The organism is Haloarcula rubripromontorii (assembly GCF_001280425.1).
In the GTDB taxonomy this organism is placed as follows: domain Archaea; phylum Halobacteriota; class Halobacteria; order Halobacteriales; family Haloarculaceae; genus Haloarcula; species Haloarcula rubripromontorii.
This window is the reverse complement of sequence record NZ_LIUF01000005.1, coordinates 182812-199060: the sequence shown is the minus strand read 5'-3', so window position 1 is coordinate 199060 and position 16249 is coordinate 182812. Positions and strand designations below refer to the sequence as shown.

Annotated in this window: 20 protein-coding genes and 1 pseudogene; 8 read left to right on the top strand and 13 right to left on the bottom strand. The window is 65.0% G+C overall.

Annotated features, from left to right (window positions below; translation table 11 throughout):
- Window positions 1-6: 6 nt before the first annotated feature.
- Window positions 7-1347, bottom strand: a pseudogene (locus AMS69_RS16075) (MFS transporter); the annotation flags it as partial.
- A gap of 102 nt (window positions 1348-1449) precedes the next feature.
- Here AMS69_RS16075 and AMS69_RS16070 point away from each other — a divergent pair.
- Window positions 1450-2553 carry a glycosyltransferase gene (locus AMS69_RS16070; RefSeq protein WP_053969083.1) on the top strand — a complete coding sequence of 368 codons (1104 nt, stop codon included), beginning with the start codon at window positions 1450-1452 and terminating at the stop codon, window positions 2551-2553.
- Between the two features lie 31 nt (window positions 2554-2584).
- Here AMS69_RS16070 and AMS69_RS16065 read toward each other — a convergent pair whose 3' ends face one another.
- The 4 genes from AMS69_RS16065 to gatC all read right to left on the bottom strand — a co-directional run bounded on the left by AMS69_RS16065 (window position 2585) and on the right by gatC (window position 5589).
- Window positions 2585-2770, bottom strand: a complete 186-nt coding sequence (locus tag AMS69_RS16065) for a hypothetical protein (RefSeq protein WP_004516202.1) — start codon at window positions 2768-2770, stop codon at window positions 2585-2587.
- Between the two features lie 41 nt (window positions 2771-2811).
- A complete protein-coding gene (locus AMS69_RS16060; RefSeq protein WP_053969082.1) occupies window positions 2812-3945 on the bottom strand; it encodes a M48 family metallopeptidase in 1134 nt (377 codons plus the stop codon).
- An 87-nt stretch (window positions 3946-4032) separates the two neighbouring features.
- A complete protein-coding gene (gene gatA / locus AMS69_RS16055; RefSeq protein ID WP_053969081.1) occupies window positions 4033-5310 on the bottom strand; it encodes an Asp-tRNA(Asn)/Glu-tRNA(Gln) amidotransferase subunit GatA in 1278 nt (425 codons plus the stop codon).
- Entirely contained in the window at window positions 5311-5589 is a 279-nt protein-coding gene (gene gatC, locus AMS69_RS16050; protein ID WP_053969080.1) for an Asp-tRNA(Asn)/Glu-tRNA(Gln) amidotransferase subunit GatC, read from the bottom strand.
- 224 nt (window positions 5590-5813) lie between these two features.
- Here gatC and AMS69_RS16045 point away from each other — a divergent pair, with 224 nt between their 5' ends.
- The gene (locus AMS69_RS16045) at window positions 5814-6788 is read left to right on the top strand and encodes a transcription initiation factor IIB (RefSeq protein WP_004591831.1); all 975 of its coding nucleotides are present in this window, start codon (window positions 5814-5816) and stop codon (window positions 6786-6788) included.
- A gap of 43 nt (window positions 6789-6831) precedes the next feature.
- Entirely contained in the window at window positions 6832-7308 is a 477-nt protein-coding gene (locus AMS69_RS16040; RefSeq protein WP_053969079.1) for an NUDIX hydrolase, read from the top strand.
- Window positions 7309-7315: 7 nt separating this feature from the next.
- Here the strand turns inward: AMS69_RS16040 and AMS69_RS16035 are convergent, their stop codons facing one another.
- The 5 genes from AMS69_RS16035 to AMS69_RS16015 form a co-directional block, all read right to left on the bottom strand.
- A complete protein-coding gene (locus tag AMS69_RS16035) occupies window positions 7316-8410 on the bottom strand; it encodes an asparagine synthase C-terminal domain-containing protein (protein WP_053969078.1) in 1095 nt (364 codons plus the stop codon).
- The gene (locus AMS69_RS16030; RefSeq protein ID WP_053969077.1) at window positions 8410-9096 is read right to left on the bottom strand and encodes a PHP domain-containing protein; all 687 of its coding nucleotides are present in this window, start codon (window positions 9094-9096) and stop codon (window positions 8410-8412) included. The genes AMS69_RS16035 and AMS69_RS16030 overlap by 1 nt, the downstream gene beginning before the upstream one ends.
- Before the next feature lie 243 nt (window positions 9097-9339).
- Complete coding sequence (locus tag AMS69_RS16025; RefSeq protein WP_053969076.1) at window positions 9340-10575, bottom strand: TIGR04347 family pseudo-SAM/SPASM protein; 1236 nt, start codon at window positions 10573-10575, stop codon at window positions 9340-9342.
- Entirely contained in the window at window positions 10572-10886 is a 315-nt protein-coding gene (locus AMS69_RS16020) for an Htur_1727 family rSAM-partnered candidate RiPP (RefSeq protein WP_053969075.1), read from the bottom strand. Before AMS69_RS16020 ends, AMS69_RS16025 begins: the two co-directional genes overlap by 4 nt.
- Before the next feature lie 201 nt (window positions 10887-11087).
- Window positions 11088-12239 (bottom strand): multicopper oxidase domain-containing protein, encoded by a 1152-nt coding sequence (locus AMS69_RS16015; RefSeq protein WP_053969074.1) that lies wholly within the window; start codon window positions 12237-12239, stop codon window positions 11088-11090.
- 211 nt (window positions 12240-12450) lie between these two features.
- Between AMS69_RS16015 and AMS69_RS16010 the strand changes: the two genes are divergently transcribed.
- From AMS69_RS16010 to AMS69_RS16000, 3 genes are all read left to right on the top strand, one after another.
- Window positions 12451-12828 carry a helix-turn-helix domain-containing protein gene (locus AMS69_RS16010; RefSeq protein ID WP_004516178.1) on the top strand — a complete coding sequence of 126 codons (378 nt, stop codon included), beginning with the start codon at window positions 12451-12453 and terminating at the stop codon, window positions 12826-12828.
- A 2-nt stretch (window positions 12829-12830) separates the two neighbouring features.
- The gene (locus tag AMS69_RS16005; protein ID WP_053969073.1) at window positions 12831-13130 is read left to right on the top strand and encodes a DUF7521 family protein; all 300 of its coding nucleotides are present in this window, start codon (window positions 12831-12833) and stop codon (window positions 13128-13130) included.
- A 155-nt stretch (window positions 13131-13285) separates the two neighbouring features.
- Window positions 13286-13582 (top strand): DUF7521 family protein, encoded by a 297-nt coding sequence (locus AMS69_RS16000; RefSeq protein WP_053969072.1) that lies wholly within the window; start codon window positions 13286-13288, stop codon window positions 13580-13582.
- A gap of 1 nt (window position 13583) precedes the next feature.
- Here the strand turns inward: AMS69_RS16000 and AMS69_RS15995 are convergent, their stop codons facing one another.
- The gene (locus tag AMS69_RS15995) at window positions 13584-14897 is read right to left on the bottom strand and encodes a hypothetical protein (protein WP_053969071.1); all 1314 of its coding nucleotides are present in this window, start codon (window positions 14895-14897) and stop codon (window positions 13584-13586) included.
- Window positions 14898-14986: 89 nt separating this feature from the next.
- On the opposite strand from AMS69_RS15995, the gene AMS69_RS15990 reads away from it, so the two are divergent.
- Entirely contained in the window at window positions 14987-15271 is a 285-nt protein-coding gene (locus tag AMS69_RS15990; protein WP_206043568.1) for a DUF2249 domain-containing protein, read from the top strand.
- A complete protein-coding gene (locus tag AMS69_RS15985) occupies window positions 15268-15540 on the top strand; it encodes a glutamyl-tRNA reductase (protein WP_053969069.1) in 273 nt (90 codons plus the stop codon). Before AMS69_RS15990 ends, AMS69_RS15985 begins: the two co-directional genes overlap by 4 nt.
- A gap of 83 nt (window positions 15541-15623) precedes the next feature.
- Here the strand turns inward: AMS69_RS15985 and AMS69_RS15980 are convergent, their stop codons facing one another.
- Both AMS69_RS15980 and AMS69_RS15975 read right to left on the bottom strand, forming a co-directional pair.
- Window positions 15624-15941, bottom strand: coding sequence for a cupin domain-containing protein (locus AMS69_RS15980; protein WP_053969068.1), 318 nt, complete (start codon window positions 15939-15941; stop codon window positions 15624-15626).
- A complete protein-coding gene (locus AMS69_RS15975; RefSeq protein WP_053969067.1) occupies window positions 15938-16171 on the bottom strand; it encodes a DUF2249 domain-containing protein in 234 nt (77 codons plus the stop codon). The genes AMS69_RS15980 and AMS69_RS15975 overlap by 4 nt, the downstream gene beginning before the upstream one ends.
- Window positions 16172-16249: the final 78 nt, after the last annotated feature.

Here is a 16249-nt window from a genome sequence, read left to right as displayed (position 1 = left end):
GGATTGTTATGCTGAGAGGGGGTCCGTTTCGACAGCCACCGACGGTGAGCGCCGCCAGACGACCGCGACCAGTGCTGCGCCGACAAGCACCAGCGCACCGGCGACAGCGAAGGCGAGCAGAAAGCCGTAACCGCCGAGCCAGCCGCCGAGTATCGACCCGACGCCGCTCGCTAGCCCGGAGACGGCGGTGTAGATGCCAAGCGCCTCGCCGCGAATCGCCGACGGCGCGAGCTGGGTGACGACGCTGGCCGCGGTGACGGCGATGACGGCCCAGGCGACGCCAATGAGGCCGAACACGACGCCGTTGATGATCGTACTCGCGACCGTCGCCGATACCAAGAGTCCGACGACGGCAACGGCCGGGTGAAGCGCCGCGCGGGCGAGCAGGCTCCCGACCTGAAGCCCGCTCGGGTCGTACCGCTCGGCGAGTTTGCCAGCGCGGTCGTACCACAGCGCCGACCCGACGCTGGAGACGAGATACAGCGCGAAGACGATCCCCGAGTCGTAGCCGGGCGTCCGCGAGAGATACAGCGGCAACGGCCCCCAGAACACGCCGAAACCGACGAAAAACGCCACGACGGCCCCAAAGTAGATCGTCAGCGACGGAGAGAACCGGGCCGCGACTTCCCGGGGGTGCATCGACCGCGTGAGCCAGTACAGTCGGCCTGGCCCGACCGGGAACGTCGCGCTCCGGACCGGTAGCCGGCGTGACCGGGCGATGGCTCGCGCCATCCGACTGGGCCGGGGGCGGTCGGGTTCGGCGGGGTCGGCCGGTAGCCACTTCGCTGCGAGAAACGCCGACAGACCGACGGCGACCGCACACAGCCACAGGAGCGACTGCTGGGCGGCAATCTCTCCGAGCGGTCCCGAGAGCAGCGTCGTCCACACGAGGCCGAGGACAAGGCCGCCGGCCCACCCCCAACCCTGGTAGCGATTCAGGACGGCGAACCGGGCCGGCCAGTCCCGCTCGATGGTTCCGGCAGTGACAAGCAGCGTCAGTACCGGCGCGACCGCGCCCGCCGCGAACCACAGCAGGCCGTTGCCGACGATGACCAGCCACGGCTCCGCCGTGAACGAGACGAGTCCCAGCGCGAGGACCGCCAGCCCCAGCGCAAGCAAGACGAGCGCGCGGCGTTTCCCCGTTTTGTCGGCGACGCGTCCGGAGATGAGTGCCCCCGGCGCACCCGCGGCGGCGGCCACACCGGCGAGAACGCCCAGCATGAACGTCTCACCCCCGATAGCGACAAAATACAGCGGCACGAGCAGCGAGCCCGCGCCCAGCGCGACCGATGCGAGCGCCCAAGCGTACAGCCAGCCGTCCCGGTCCATTACGTACAATCCACCACGGTCCCGGAAAAGCGCTCTGGCGCTTGATGGCGGGTGACAATCACCTGATCAGTGGCACGCCAATGGCAACGGTTTAACCCCTGCTCCTGCTACGCCGCGGCGATGGCACTGCCGCACGTCGCGACGTTTACCGACACGTACCTCCCGACCGTCAATGGGGTGACCTACACGGTCCAGACGTGGCGGGACCGCTGGCGCGACCGCGGCGGTCGCATGGGCGTGGTCTATCCGAAAAGCGACCACGACCCCTCGGACAACGAGTATCCGGTCCGGAGCCTTCCGTTCCCGTTCTACGAGGGGTTTCGGCTCGGGATGCCACAGATACCGAACGGCGTCCGGGACGCCGAGCTGGTCCACGCCCACACGCCTTTCAGCCTCGGAATGGCTGGCCAGCGACTCGCGGGAAAGCTCGACATCCCGTTTGTCGCGTCGTATCACACGCCCACGAGCGAGTACGCCGAGTACGTCTCCTTCAACGGCGCTGTCGAGTCAGCGGTCCGCTCCAGCGCCGAGAGCTACGAACGCTGGTTCCTGGGCCGTGCCGACACCGTTATCGCGCCAAGCGAGCGCGCAGCAACCCACCTCAGAGAGTCTATCGACCTCGATACGACGGTGACGGTCGTCCCGAACGGCGTCGACACGACGGTGTTCGAACCGGTCGACACGGCAGCGTTCCGGGACCGCTACGACCTCCCCGACAGCCCCATCGTCGGCTACACAGGTCGCCACGGCTACGAGAAGTGCCTGGAAGACATCATCACCGCCTGTGAGGGGCTGGACGTGACTGTCGTGCTCGGCGGCGACGGCCCGGCCCGTGAATCTCTCGAAGCGACGGCCGAACACAGCGATGTCGACGTGCGGTTTCTCGGCTTTCTCGACCGGGCGGAGCTTCCTGAACTGTACTCGACGCTCGACGTGTTTGCGTTCCCCAGCCCCGTGGAAACGCAGGGGCTGGTCGCGCTGGAGGCCAACTGCTGTGGGACGCCCGTCGCCGGCGTCGACGCCGGCGCACTCAGCGACACCATCGAGGACGGCGAAACCGGCTACTCCTACGACGAAGGCGACATCGACGGTTTCCGCCGAGCTATCGAGCGCGTCCTTGATGACCAGATGCAGCTTCGAGAGCGCTGTCTTGCTCGACGGGACGTGATCAGCGTCGAGCACGCCATCGACAAACTGGCCGACGTGTACGCCAGCGTGCTGTAACCGTCATCCGCACAGCGCCTGACTCCACAGCTCAGGCCCGCGAGTGTGACCAACCGATACCGAACGCGAGCCCGTTGAGTGTTCCAAGCAGTATCCCGAGGTAGAAGTCCCCCAGTGAGACGGCCAGTATCAGGCCGGCCCCGATTCCCAGTGCCAGCCCCTTCAGGACTGTCGGCCAGTGGAGCCAGCTGAGTCGCCCCTCGGCGTCGTCGCTCATACACTCTCTCGGGCCGCCGGCGAGTAAACTGTACCCATTCGTCACGACCGGTCGTGCTGCTCACGGGCGGACTGTCGCTCCGCCAGCGCAGCGATGCGGCGCTCGACATCCGGATGCGACCCGGGCAGCAGCCGTTCGGAGACACTCCGCCAGCGGTGGGCGAGCCGTTCGGCCCGTCCCTCCGGCGGGTCGGGCGTCCCGTCTGCAATCGCGTACGGCACCACGCACAGTTCCCGGACACCGGTCTCGGCAGTTCGGATGTCCGTGGCCGGGCGCTGGTCCTCTGTCAGCGTCTCCAGCGCACTGGCGAGCGCCGCCGGGGAGCCACAGATGGCGACGCCGCCTGCATCCGCCGCGTACTCCCGGACTCTGGACAACAGCCGGTAACAGGTCGTGCTGGCGAGATACAGCGCCGCGGTAAACGGTATCGCGGCGAGCGCGAACGCGACCAGCGGGAGGTGAAAATAGGCAGCGCCGACGGCGTTTTTGCTGATCTCTCCGTCGAGGAACCGGTGGGTGAACACCGACGTTTCGAGCGTCGTCCGGAGCCGCCGGGTGGCGCGTGCGCTCACGATTGGCAGGAACGCCGCCGCTGTCATCACGAACGAGTCGCCGTTTTTCAGATGTGCGAGTTCGTGAGCGAGGACGGCGTCCAGTTCGTCGTCGGCAAGCTGGTCGACGAGTGCCGTCGTGACGAACAGCGTCCGTTCGCCCAGCCGGCTCGCGGCGTAGCTGTTTGGCGTCGCCGAGTCGACGACGGTCACGTCGGGAGTCGTCATGTCGGCCGTCTGGGCCAGCCGCGCGACCCGTTTGCGGAGCTGGGTCGCAGTCCGCTCGTGTTTGATGGCGGTGAAGCGCTCTCTGGTGGTTTCCGGCTCGGATGCTTCGGGCAGGTCCGGGCCACCGGTGGCTGCCCGTAGCGTGACCCGATACCCGAACAGGAACTGCAGCGCCAGCACGAGGGGCGTCCCGGCCAGTACCACTGGCCCGAGCGGGACCAGATGGAACCCCTGGGTCCAGACCGACGCACCGACCGGGAGACCGAACATCGGTAGCAGGCCGTACGCGACGTGTGCCAGGACGTACGCCGTGAGGACGGCGAGGGCGTCGAAGGCGACCAGCACGAGCAGGAGGGCGGCCAGCCGTAGCCGGCGCGTACTGTGGGTGGAGGGCACGCTCGTTCGTGTTTCACAATCCTGTTCAAAAAGCGTGACGGGGCGTGAAACCGCCCGGCGCTACGCCCGTACCCGCGACGCTGGAACTCAGGCCAGCGCGCTGCCGGCGCGGATAATCTCTCGCTCGCCGAAGGCCGGCCCGACCAACTGCAGGCCAACGGGCAGGCCGTCGTCGGTCTCGCCCGCCGGCACGGAGATAGCCGGGAGGTTCGCGAGGTTGACGGGCGTCGTGTTGGCGTCGGCCAGGTACATCGTGAGCGGGTCGTCCAAACTCTCGCCGCGTTTCATCGGCGGGACGGGCATCGTTGGTGACGCTAACACGTCGGCGTCATCCAGCGCCTCGTCGAAGTCCTGCTTGACCCACGCGCGAGCGTCCTGTGCCTTCTTGTAGTACTTGTCGTGGTAGCCCGCCGAGAGGGCGTAGGTTCCGAGCAGAACCCGGCGTTTGACCTCTTCGCCGAAGCCCTCTTCGCGGGCGTTGGCGAAGGATTCGTTCCAGTTACCGTCGTAGCCGCCCGACTGTCCGTAGCGGACGCCGTCGAACCGCGCGAGGTTCGAGGAGGCCTCGGACATGGCGATGACGTAGTACGCCTCGACGGCGTGTTCGACCGAGGGGAGGTCGACCTCGTGGTAGCTCGCGCCCTGTGCTTCGAGGTCGGCCATCGCGTCCCAGAACGTCTCGACGACCTCTTCGTCAGCCCCGTCGAGCAGTTCTGTCGGAACACCGATAGAGAGTCCGTCAACGTCACCGTCGGCAGCCGCGGCGTAGGAGCCGTCGGCCTCGGGTGCTTCCTGCGTCGTCGCGTCGTGTTCGTCCGGCCCGGCGATGATATCAAGCAGTTCCGCGGCGTCCTCGACGGTCGGCGCGATGGGGCCGATCTGTTCGAGACTGTTGGCGTAGGCGACGAGGCCGTACCGGGAGACCAGTCCATAGGTCGGTTTGATGCCGACAACGCCACAGAAGGCGGCAGGGCAGCGGATGGAGCCGCCGGTGTCGCTCCCCAGCGCCAGGTCGGCGTCGCCGGCGGCGACGACGGCGGCCGACCCGCCGGAAGAACCGCCCGGCACGCGGCCCTCGGCGATGGGGTTTTCCACGGGGCCGAACGCCGACGTTTCAGTGGTCGTTCCCATCCCGAACTCGTCCATGTTGGTCTTGCCGGGGATGGTCGCGCCAGCGTCTTTCAGCCGCTCGACGACGGTCGCGTCGTAGGGCGGGACGTAATCGGAAAGCATCGCCGAGCCACAGGTCGTCCGGACGCCTTCGGTGGAGATGTTGTCCTTGACCGCGACGGTCTTGCCCGCCAGCGGACCGTCCTCGGCCCCCTCGATTGTCTCGTCGGTGACGTAGCCGTTGTACTCCGTCATCTACGACACCTTCGGCCCTTTGAACTGTCCTTCTTCGGTGTCGCTGGCGTTCTGGAGCGCCTCGTCCTGTGAGAGGCTTTCGCGTGTCTCGTCGGGGCGCATCACGTTCGAGAGGTCGGCCTCCCGTTCTGTCTCGGGCACATCGTCGAGTGCTTCGAACGCGTCGAGGATGTCACCGAACTGCTCGGTGAACCGCTCGATCTCGTCGTCTGCGAGGTCGACACGGGCGAGGTCGGCGACGTGCCGGACCTCCTCGGGATCGACGGCGGGGTCGCTCATGTCGGGCCGGAGTGCTGGATACGCGGTAAGCGTTTCGAAACACCGGGCGAAAATATAAACTAGTTAACAATTGGGGAAGTGAATACACAAGATTTGCCAACTCTTGTTTCCCGTTCCAAAAATTGGACTTCTGAAACGGACAAAAGTTTTAAGTCGCCGTAGATACAACAGTAGAGTACAACACGTTTTTCGGGTACGATACCCGGTTGTCCCACCCCCAACAAATGACCGATACCAGCATCCGCCGATACTCGAACGAGCGCGAAACGGAGACAGAGCAGACGGAGGAAGAGGAGTCGGAGTCACTCGTCTGTCCGGAGTGTAGCGGTGCGTTACTCTCCGACAGCGAGCGCGGTGAAACGGTGTGTGAAGACTGTGGGCTGGTGGTCGAGGAGGACGAGATCGACCCCGGTCCCGAGTGGCGCGCGTTCGATTCGAAGGAGAAAGACGAGAAGTCCCGCGTCGGCGCGCCGACGACGAACATGATGCACGACAAGGGCCTCTCGACGAACATCGGCTGGCAGGACAAGGACGCCTACGGCAACTCCCTGTCCTCGCGCCAGCGTGAGAAGATGCAGCGCCTGCGCACCTGGAACGAGCGGTTCCGGACCCGCGACTCCAAGGAGCGCAACCTCAAGCAGGCCCTCGGAGAGATCGACCGGATGGCCTCGGCGCTCGGACTGCCCGAGAACGTTCGTGAGACGGCCAGCGTCATCTATCGCCGCGCACTCGACGAGGACCTGCTGCCCGGCCGCTCCATCGAGGGTGTCTCGACAGCGTCGCTGTACGCCGCCGCGCGACAGGCCGGGACACCGCGCTCGCTCGACGAGATTGCGGGCGTCTCCCGCGTCGAGAAAGACGAAATCGCCCGCACCTACCGCTACGTCGTCCGCGAACTCTCGCTGGAAATCCAGCCTGCCGACCCCGAGAGCTACGTCCCGCGGTTCGCGTCGGACCTCGACCTCTCTGAGGAGGTCGAACGGCGCGCCCGCCAGCTCCTCCAGAACGCCAAGCAGGAGGGGGTCCACTCCGGGAAGTCGCCGGTCGGCCTCGCCGCCGCCGCCGTCTACGCCGCCTCGCTGCTCACCAACGAGAAGGTGACCCAGAGCCAGGTCAGCGAGGTGGCGAACATCTCGGAAGTCACCATCCGCAACCGCTACCACGAACTCCTGGAAGCGGAAGACAACATCCACCCCTGACTGGTATCGTAACCTAAACCTCTGCCTGTACCGTTCCACCGGTATGGAGACGACCCGCCATTTTGTCGCGACCGTCTACGTCGTCAGCGACGGCTCCGTCGCGCTACACGAACACAGCAAACTCGACATGTGGCTGCCCGCCGGTGGCCACATCGACCGCGACGAACTGCCGCACGAGGCTGCACTGCGCGAGACGCGCGAGGAACTGGGCCTCGATGTCGACCTCATCGCACCGCAGCAGGATATCGAGAGCGAGACGGTCCGGTCGATACCCCAGCCACAGCATTTCCTGCTCGAAGACATCAACGTCAGCGCAGAGGGCGATGTCGGCCACCAGCACATCGACTTCATCTTCTACGGCCGGGCGGACAGCCGCGACATCACACCGGGGCCGGGCGAACAGCCGGCCGAAGACTGGGAATGGTTCTCTGCTAGTGAGCTACAGAATCGGAGCGATGAACTCCCGGCAGACGTCGTCGAGGTCGGCCAGCGGGCAATCGAATCGGTTCACGAGGCGTAGACGCGGCTCACTCGACGAGCGATTCAATGTACTGCGTGACGTGGTTGTCCATCCGCCGCTTGTAGCCGGCCTGCCGGGCCAGACGGTCGAGTTCCCGGGCGGCCAGCGAGCCGTACTGCGCGGCCTTCTTGTCCCGGTCCGCAATCTCGTCCGGGAGCGACTCCCGGGCGACCGCCCGGAGCGCGACTTTCCGCGTCTCACCGTCGACGAGTAGGTCGCCGTCCAGTCGCAGCGCGGCGTCGACCACGCGGTCGTGTAGCAGCGGCGTCACCGGTTCGACGCCCGCCGCCCGCAGGGCGAGCACATCCCGCTCCAGTTGGTCGGGGAGCGAGGCGATGACCTCTCGCTGCGCCCCGCGGACGGTGTCGGCCTCGACGCGAGGGTCTTCAGGAGCCTTGGCGACTTTTGCATAGCCGCCGAACAGTTCGTCCGCACCCTGCCCGAGCGCAAGCCGGTCGAAGCCGTCCGCCGCGACCTGTTCAGCACCGAGGTACAGCGGGAGCGCTATCTGTACGTCCATCGCGTTTGTGCGCGCGGTGGCGCTGGCAATTTCGGGGACCGCCCGCTCGATGGCGTCGTGGGTTAGCTCGACGACGCGGACTTCCGTTCCCAGCAGGTCAGCGGCCGACCGAGCGGCCGCAACGTCGTGGCTGTCCGGGAACCCGGCGACGTACAGCGGTGCGTCGAGCCGGGCCGCGAGCAGCGCCGAGTCCACGCCGCCCGAGAACGCGATTGCCAGCCCATCAGTGTCGACGGCGTCGATGCTCGTCTCGACAGCGGCGCGGACCCGCTCGATTGCCGTTTCACGGGTATCGAACGGGTCGGGCGATGGCAGCGTCCAGCGCCGTCGGGTCCCGCTGTCGTCCCGAACGTGGCCGGCCGGGAACGACCGCGGGTCAGCCAGCGCCGTCGGGTCGTGGCTCCACTTCTCGGGGTCGAGCCGCCCCTCCTCGGAGACGGACCGCTCCACGAACAGCGGGTACCGCCCGAGAACGTCCCGGACGAGCGTCCCGTCCAGTTCGCCTGCGAACCCACCAGTTCCAGCGAGCGCGTCGCCGCGTTCGAGCGCGTCGGCGACGGCGTCCGTATCGGCTCCCTGCATCACTGGAGGAGCTCCGCGATACCGTTCTTGACGCGTCGCTTCGCCCCGCCGGCGGCCTGCCGGAAGCTGATCCGCCACGGCGTCCGCTTGCCTTCGACGGTCGTCTTACCCTCGCGGATCGCGTCCAGAATCGCCTCGACCGTTCGCTCGTCCGTGCCGACGTTGGTGACCGCCTGCCCGACCATCTCAGCGATGTGAGCGTCGCTGCCGGCGGTCATCGGCAGCCCCTTCCGTCGCGCGAACCGCTCGGCCTGCCGGTTCGACCGCCCGGTCAACAGCCGGGAGTTGTACACCTCGATGGCGTCAGCAGTGGCGAGTTCGGCCTTCGATATGTGTTCGAGGACGCCGTGGCGGGACTCCTGAAACGGATGCGGGACGACCGCGAGCCCGCCCTGGTCGCGGATGCGGTCAAGCGTCTCGTCGAACGGGAGGTGTGGCGGAATCGCCTCCTGAATCCCCAGGGCGAGGACGTGCCCGGCGGCACACGTAACCTCCATCCCGGGAATCCCGACGAGGCCGTACTCCGGGGCGAGTTCGGCCGCCCGGAGGCTGGCGTCGATTTCGTCGTGGTCAGTCACAGCCAGCGCGTCCAGTCCGACACCGCTGGCTTGCTCTAAGAGGAGCTCGACCGGGTCCCGGCCGTCGTACGACAGCGACGAATGCGCGTGTAGCTCAACCGACTGCACAGGTGTCGATAGCGGGGGGCAGGGCAAAAACGCCCCGGTCCGCCCCAGTGCTCACAGAGAACAAACCGGCCGCCGTGTCCATGGCGGCCGAATGCCCGAAGGAACGCCCATCTGTCCCACGAGACTGAGCGTGTGTCTCCCGACGACACGACCGTCAATCGACGGTCGCATGTGATAGTTACCAGCACGCAGGAATGAGTCGTCTCCCTTGGTTTGATGGGGGTTAAAATGACGTGGCCCGATTCAGTCAGCCGAACGCCCGCTGGCCATCGAGTTCTCACCGGTATCGAACGGTGGCGGCCCGTGAACCTCGGCGTCCTCCAGATAACACTGCGGGTCCGGGGCGAACAGGTCGTCTTCGACGGTGAGCGCCCGTAGCCGGGAGGCCCCGCGGCAGACCTCGGCGTAACGGCAGTCGGCGCATTTCCCCGTGAGGTGGTCCTCGCGGTTCCGGAGCGCCCGAAGCAGCGGGTTCGACTCGTCCTCCCAGATGTCGCCGAACGAGCGGTCGCGGACGTTCCCCAGCGAGTACCCCTGCCAGAACTGCGTGAGGTGGACGTTGCCCTGATAGTCCACGTCAGCGACGCGTTCGCCGGTCGGATCCCCGCCGTTGACCCGTAGATACTCGTACACTCGCTGGGCCTGCGCGTCGCTCATGTGCTCGCGGGCGTACTCCACGAGATAGGCAGCGTCGGCGTAGTTCCCGACCAGTAGTGTCTCGATCTCCTCGCCGCGGTCGTGGTACTCGCGAGTCATGTCACAGACTCGCTTGACCGCCTGCCGACGGTCCTCGGGTGTGAGGTCGGCGTCGACGATTTCGGTCCCGCGGCCGCCGTAGTCGAGATGGTAGAAGCAGAAGCGATCCACGCCCACGTCGGTCAGCAGGTCCACGACGCCCTCCAGATCCGCGGCGTTGCGCTCGGTGATGGTGTATCGGAGGCCGGTCTTCAGGCCCGCGTCGAGGCAGTTCTCGATGCCCTGAACCGCGCCCTCGAACGCGCCGTCGACCCCGCGGAAGTCGTCGTTGCGCTCGGGCAGGCCGTCGACGGAGACGCCGGCGTATTTCAGCCCGGCGTCCTTGAGCGACTGGGCGCGCTCCTCGGTGATGAGCGTCCCGTTGGTCGAGAGCACCGGGCGGACACCGACCTCGTTCGCGTAGGCGACCAGCTCTTCGAGGTCCTGTCGGACGAGCGGCTCGCCCCCGGAGAACAGCACCACCGGCGCACCGTAGTCCGCCAGGTCCTCAAGCAGCGCTTTCCCTTCCGCAGTCGAGAGTTCGCCGTCGGCAATTTCGGTGTCAGCGGCGGCGTAGCAGTGGTCACAGTAGAGATTGCACTGCTTGGTGACGTTCCAGACGACGACCGGCCGGCGCTGCTTTTTATCTCTGATCTGGCGTTTGGTGGACTCGTCGGCCGCGTCGTACCGGAGGCCGTCCCCCTCGGCGTCTAAGTCACAGAGCAGTTTCGAGACCGAAATCATCGGTTCTCACCCCGGAGCGTCTCCGACTCCATCTCGTCGAGGCTCATCGTGGCGTCGTCCCCCGTCGTTCCCGACCCGAGGGCCGCATCGTCCGTCTGGTAGCGGTGAGTCTCGTCGGCGGGACACAGCCACAGCGTGACGGCGGTCCGTCCGAACAGTGACGCGGCCTGCTCTCTGGCGATGTCGACGGACGGCGCGCTGACACTGCCGACGTGAGCAAGCGGGTCCGCCGTCTCCTCGCGGACGAACACCTCCCACTCGCGACTTGTTGCGCCGCGCGGGGCGTCTACCTCGTGGTCGAACTCTTCCATACGCTCCCATTAGTTTCCCTAAGAAAAACGGGTCCAGCGTGTTCCCAGTTGTTGGGAACCACAACCAAATTCGATATAGCAGTATGAGATTTATTTCAGCAGTTGCGCAAGAACTACCGCTTTGGGTCCGCTCTTTGAAATCGTTCCAGAAACAACGTCTATGCCACGGGCGATCGATTCAACGGCCCGTCAAACGCCGGGTCACCCTTCGTAACCGGCGTAGTCCATCAACTGCTTGAAGATATCGGTGTCCATCGCTTCCTTGTAGACAACACCGGTGATCATCCCACCGGGGTAGGAGGTTCCGTTCATCGCGTGGCTGACCTTGTGACAGTGCGCGAGGTAGATGCCGGGGTCGGCGTCGGCTTCGAACTCGATGGTGTGCCGACCGGCGGGCGGGATGCTGGTGATGTCCTGATCGTGGCGAGCGGCTTCCGGAATCTTTCCGCCGTCCTTGTGAGTCACCTGGAAGCGGTGGTTGTGGATGTGCATCGGGTGGTCCATGTACCCGTTGTTACACATGTGGATGCGCACCGTATCACCCTGCTCGACGATGATTGGCGAACCGTCCTCCGGGTGAAGCGTCCGGGGCGCGGACTTCCCGTTGACCGTGAACGTGTCAGGGCGGCGGTTACGAACGTCGTAGCTGGCGTCCATGCCGGCCATCTGACGGTTCAGCCGGGAGTCCCACTCCTTCAGCGTCATGAAGTACTCCTTGTCGGCCGGCTCGTACCCCTTCGGATCGACACGGAAGATGCCGTACATCCCCATGTCGATGTGGCGATGGGTCTGGTAATGGCAGTGATAGAGGTGCGTGCCCGTCACGTTCGCGGGGATAGTGTAGGTGTGCTTCTCGCCGGGGTCGATACGGATGCCCGTCGTCGTCGGGACGCCGTCGTCCTCCCACTGCTTCTGGACGGCGTGGAAGTGGACCGTATGCGGGCGCATGCCGTCCGTGTTGTCGAAGGTGACCTCCATGTCCTCGCCTTCCGTCGTCCGAAGAATCGGCCCTGGAACGCTCGGTTCGCCGTCGTCGGCCTTGAACGCCCACACCTTCGGCAGTTCGACTGGGCCGCCCATCGATTCGCCGGGGTGAGCCTCGTGTTTGGCCGGGACGGAGGAAAGCGTCACTTCACCACCCTGTTCGTCGACGTTGACAATCTCCGGCGGCGACGTGGTCGGGAGGTCGCTGTCGGATTGCGCTGGAGTCGTGCTGGTGTCGACTGACTCTTCAGTTGGAACCTCACCCGGAGCGGTACAGCCCGCGAGCGCGACCGTGCCGCCGAGGCCGGAGGCTTTCACGAAGTCGCGACGGGAGATGCCCGATCCGGGTGCGCCGATCTGGTCTTCCATAAGCAATTGACGATAAGACACCACAGTATAAACCCCCAAAGCGAGTTCTCAGGTCAACGGAACCGTTCTCAGTAATTGGGAACGAATGCACGGTTACAGATAAGTTCCCTATATATTGCGTACCGTGTGGCGGAAACGTCGACTCTGTCAGGCGGTAAGCGCTCCGAAGTCGGTTACATTAAACGTCTTGGGCGGGCAGTGTCGGGCAAGGATGGTCCGGGACCCCTTCGCTGACGAGGAGACGCCGGAGTTACAGGCGGTCCTCGACGCACTCGACGACGAGGACTGCCGCGCCATTGTCAGCGTACTGGAGGAACCGTTGACAGCGAGCGAGATATCCGACCGGAGCGGCGTACCGCTATCGACGACCTACCGAAAGCTCGAACTACTGACGGAGTCCTCGTTGCTGTACGAGGGCGTCGAGGTCAGGTCGGACGGGCAACACGCGAGCCGGTACGCTATCGATTTCGAGGAGGTTGTCATCAGTCTCGACGAGGAACTGTCGCTCACCGTCGACATCTCACATCGCGCTCGGACGCCGGACCAACGGCTCGAAAACCTCTGGTCTGAGGTGCGAAAGGAGACATAACCATGGTACACATCCCAAGTTCACAGGTCGGCATCGTCGTCTCGAAGACACTGATCCTCATTCTTGGCGGACTGATAACGTACTACTCGTATCAGGCGTACAGCCGGACGAAAAGCCCCCAGCACAAGTGGCTCACATACGGGTTCGGGGTGGTGACCCTCGGTGCGTTTGCCGGCGGTGTGCTCGACATCGCCATTGGCAGGTATCTCGGCCAAGAACTGCTTCCGGTAAGCGTCTTCACGTCGAGTTCGCTGACGGCCATCGGCCTGGGTATCATCCTGTACTCGCTGTACGTCCGGTAGCGAGTACGGAAAGCACCCCACCGTAACAGATTCGCTTCTTCGGTCTCGATTTAGTCGGCGCGGGCAGCTGCTCCGTGTTGCGTTGTTGCAGTGGTATTCTCACCGACTGGAAACGCGACGGACGGTATATTTGTAAGGACGTGTCAATCAGGAGCATGCTCGGAGCGAACGCAGTGCTGTTAATCGGGATGAAGACAGTCACACTGTTCTGTGGTGTGGTACTGACGACGTTGACCTACCGCGCATACCGTCGCACGCAGGCACCGGCGATGCGGGCGCTCTGTTTCGGCATCGGGTTCGTCACGCTGGGCGCGATACTCGGCGGGAGCCTCCACCAGCTCGTCGGGATGCCGGTAGCACAGAGTGTCACTGTCGAAGAACTGTTCACCGCTGCTGGGTTCTTTATCCTGACGTACTCGCTGTACACCGATCAACCGACCACGACGACCTGAGTCACGAGTCCTCGCCGGGCGTGCGCTCACGACCGGTCAGGAGTGTCGGCAGCGATTGTGGGCTGTGCTCGACGAAGACGGCGACGAGGTTCCCCGCGAACAGGACGCTTCCGAAAAACGCGAGTAGCCCGACGGCCAGCGCCGTGCCGTTCGGTGTCTCAAGCCACTGCTTACTCACGAGGAGGGCGTACGCAATAGTCAGTGCAACACCATCGACCGCCGCGATCCGGTGGTTGTACAGGTCATCGACCATCGGCACGTCTTCGAAACCGAGACGGTCACTGTACCGATGGACCCAGATAATGAACGGGACGACGTGATACAGCGTCCCGAAGACGACAAAGCCGACGCCACCGACGAGCAACACAGTCGACGGCTGACCGAGCAGCCCGGTGTACGCGAGCGGGTCGGTCCACCATGCGACCGCCGTCAGGCCGGCCCAGAGAAACAGCGACAACGCCGCGACACTGTAGCGGGTCAGCATCGGCGACCACTCGACGCGCGCACCGATTAGCTGTCGCGCCAGAAGCAGCGCCACCACGCCGAGACCAGCAGCGACCAGTACTGCACCGATGCGGGCCAGAGCAAGCGAGCCGACCAAGCGGCCGCCGGCCAGCAGGAGAACACCGACCGGATAGCAGGCGGTCTCGACCCGCTGGGCCGCCGTGTCAATGCGGCCGGTGTCGGCCTGCGTAAACATCGGGGCGAGCTGGGCCAGCGCGCCCGCGACAGTTGTCAGGACCGCGCCGAACACGGCGAGTGTTCCATGAGCAAGCAAGAGTCCCTGTCGGCCGATGCCAAGCAACGGGAGGACCCCGGCAGCGTGGTCCAGCGCCAGCACCACCCCGGCGGTCGTCACGAGGGCGAAAAACACCAGTGCCAAGCCGAAATGAATCGCCGTGACATCGGGCGCTGCAGCGAGCAGTGTCCGCCCGACGTTGTAACAGAGGATCCAGACCCCGACCAGCGCGATTGCGCCAGCAACTGGCAATAGCGCGGGAGTCCCCGTCAGGAAGCCAGCTGCCAGCCCCGCGAACCCGACCGCTGCGAGTGGTAACTGCACAGCGGCAAGGTGACGCGAATGGAGTTCGATGCCACACCAGACCGGGACGAACTGCGTCAGTGCGCCCATGATGGTGAGACAGACCCACCCCGCAAGCAGCAGGTGGACCTGTGCGAGGTGGCCGGTCCGACCCTCGACGACGCCGACGGTGACACCGGCGACCAGAAACGCCAGCGCGACGACGAAATGACGCAGCGGCACCGTCATCGGCGGTGCGGCGTCAGCGTCCACATCAGCAGGTATTCCGCTCATTATCGTCTGATACGGCCCTGTCCTTGCTGGCAGTGTGGCCGAATATGTTCGGGAAAAGGGACGGCCCGCTCACAACCGAACGAGAACACATGACGCCGAACCACCAGCCAACAGCCCAAACCGCGGCCCTGGTTTCGGAAACCGATGCGCCCGATGACGCGCCGACGGAATGTCTCGACGTGCAGTCGCTGGGGCCGCCGAAGCCGCTCAAGCAGACGCTGGAGTTGCTTGCGGACCTCGACGACGATACCGTGCTCGTCCAGTTCAACGACCGTGCCCCACAGCACCTCTATCCGAAACTCGAAGACAGAGGATACGACTTCGAAAGTGTTGAGACCGAGGACGCGACAGTGACGGTCATCTGGCGCAGATGAGTCGGAACACGGAGCCACCTGTCGACGTCGACGAAGCGGTCGCTCGTATCAACAGCCGTGGTGCGAAGATTCAACAGGAGCAACTCGAACGGACGCTGTCACAGCTCCAGCAGGACGGTGACCTGACGGCTGCCCAGCGGCTGGCGGTCGAACAACTGAGCGAGCGGCTCGTCGAGCGACTGCTCGCTGTCCCCCGTGCAAGTCTGCAGGACGCGGCGAGGAACGCGGACGACGAGCGGATCGAAACGGCGATCTCCCTGTTCGAGTGAGGCGAGCAGTCGTACTCCCGTGGCGACTATTGCGTCCGCAGAAGCGCGATATCCGCACGAAGAGACAGCCGGCCAGTATGCGACTACTCCGACGACGCCGCCAGAACGAGCAGTGCCTCGCTGTCCGCCGCTGCGGCGGGGGAGATGTCCTGATCCCCGTCAAACCGGACGATGTCTCCGGGAGAGAGTGACAGCGTCTCGTCACCGAGCGTCAGATCCACGGCGCCTGAACGGAGGAAGAACACGATGTCCCGACCGGGATGCTTATGCGCCGGAATTGACTCGCCCGCACCAAGCATCAACTGGATGGTCTTTGGCTCCCCGTCAAACAACCTCGTCCGGCCGTTTTCGTCACCGTCGAGCGTTGCTCGCTCGGTTTCTGCGGCAGTGGATTTGCTCATTGTTTCGGGAGATCAGCGACGTACTTTTCTGGACCGTCCTGCTCGCACCGGTAATTCGCTGCGTCGAACGCCTCGACCTCAGCTTGCATTTCGTAGAACAGCGGCTTCGGTTCGTGGTCGTTGATAATCCGAAGCGTCTCTCCGGACGACAGCGCCTCGAAAGAGTCGTGTATCTTCGAGTGTCGCTCGGGCGGCGGCGTCTCACGCAGGTCGAGTGTGGTTGCTGGCATCACCTGCGTGTTCGCCGGGAGTCGGGGAGGGGGTTACCCCGAACACGTTCGGGAGTAGGCCCTGATGTGTGCCGCCCG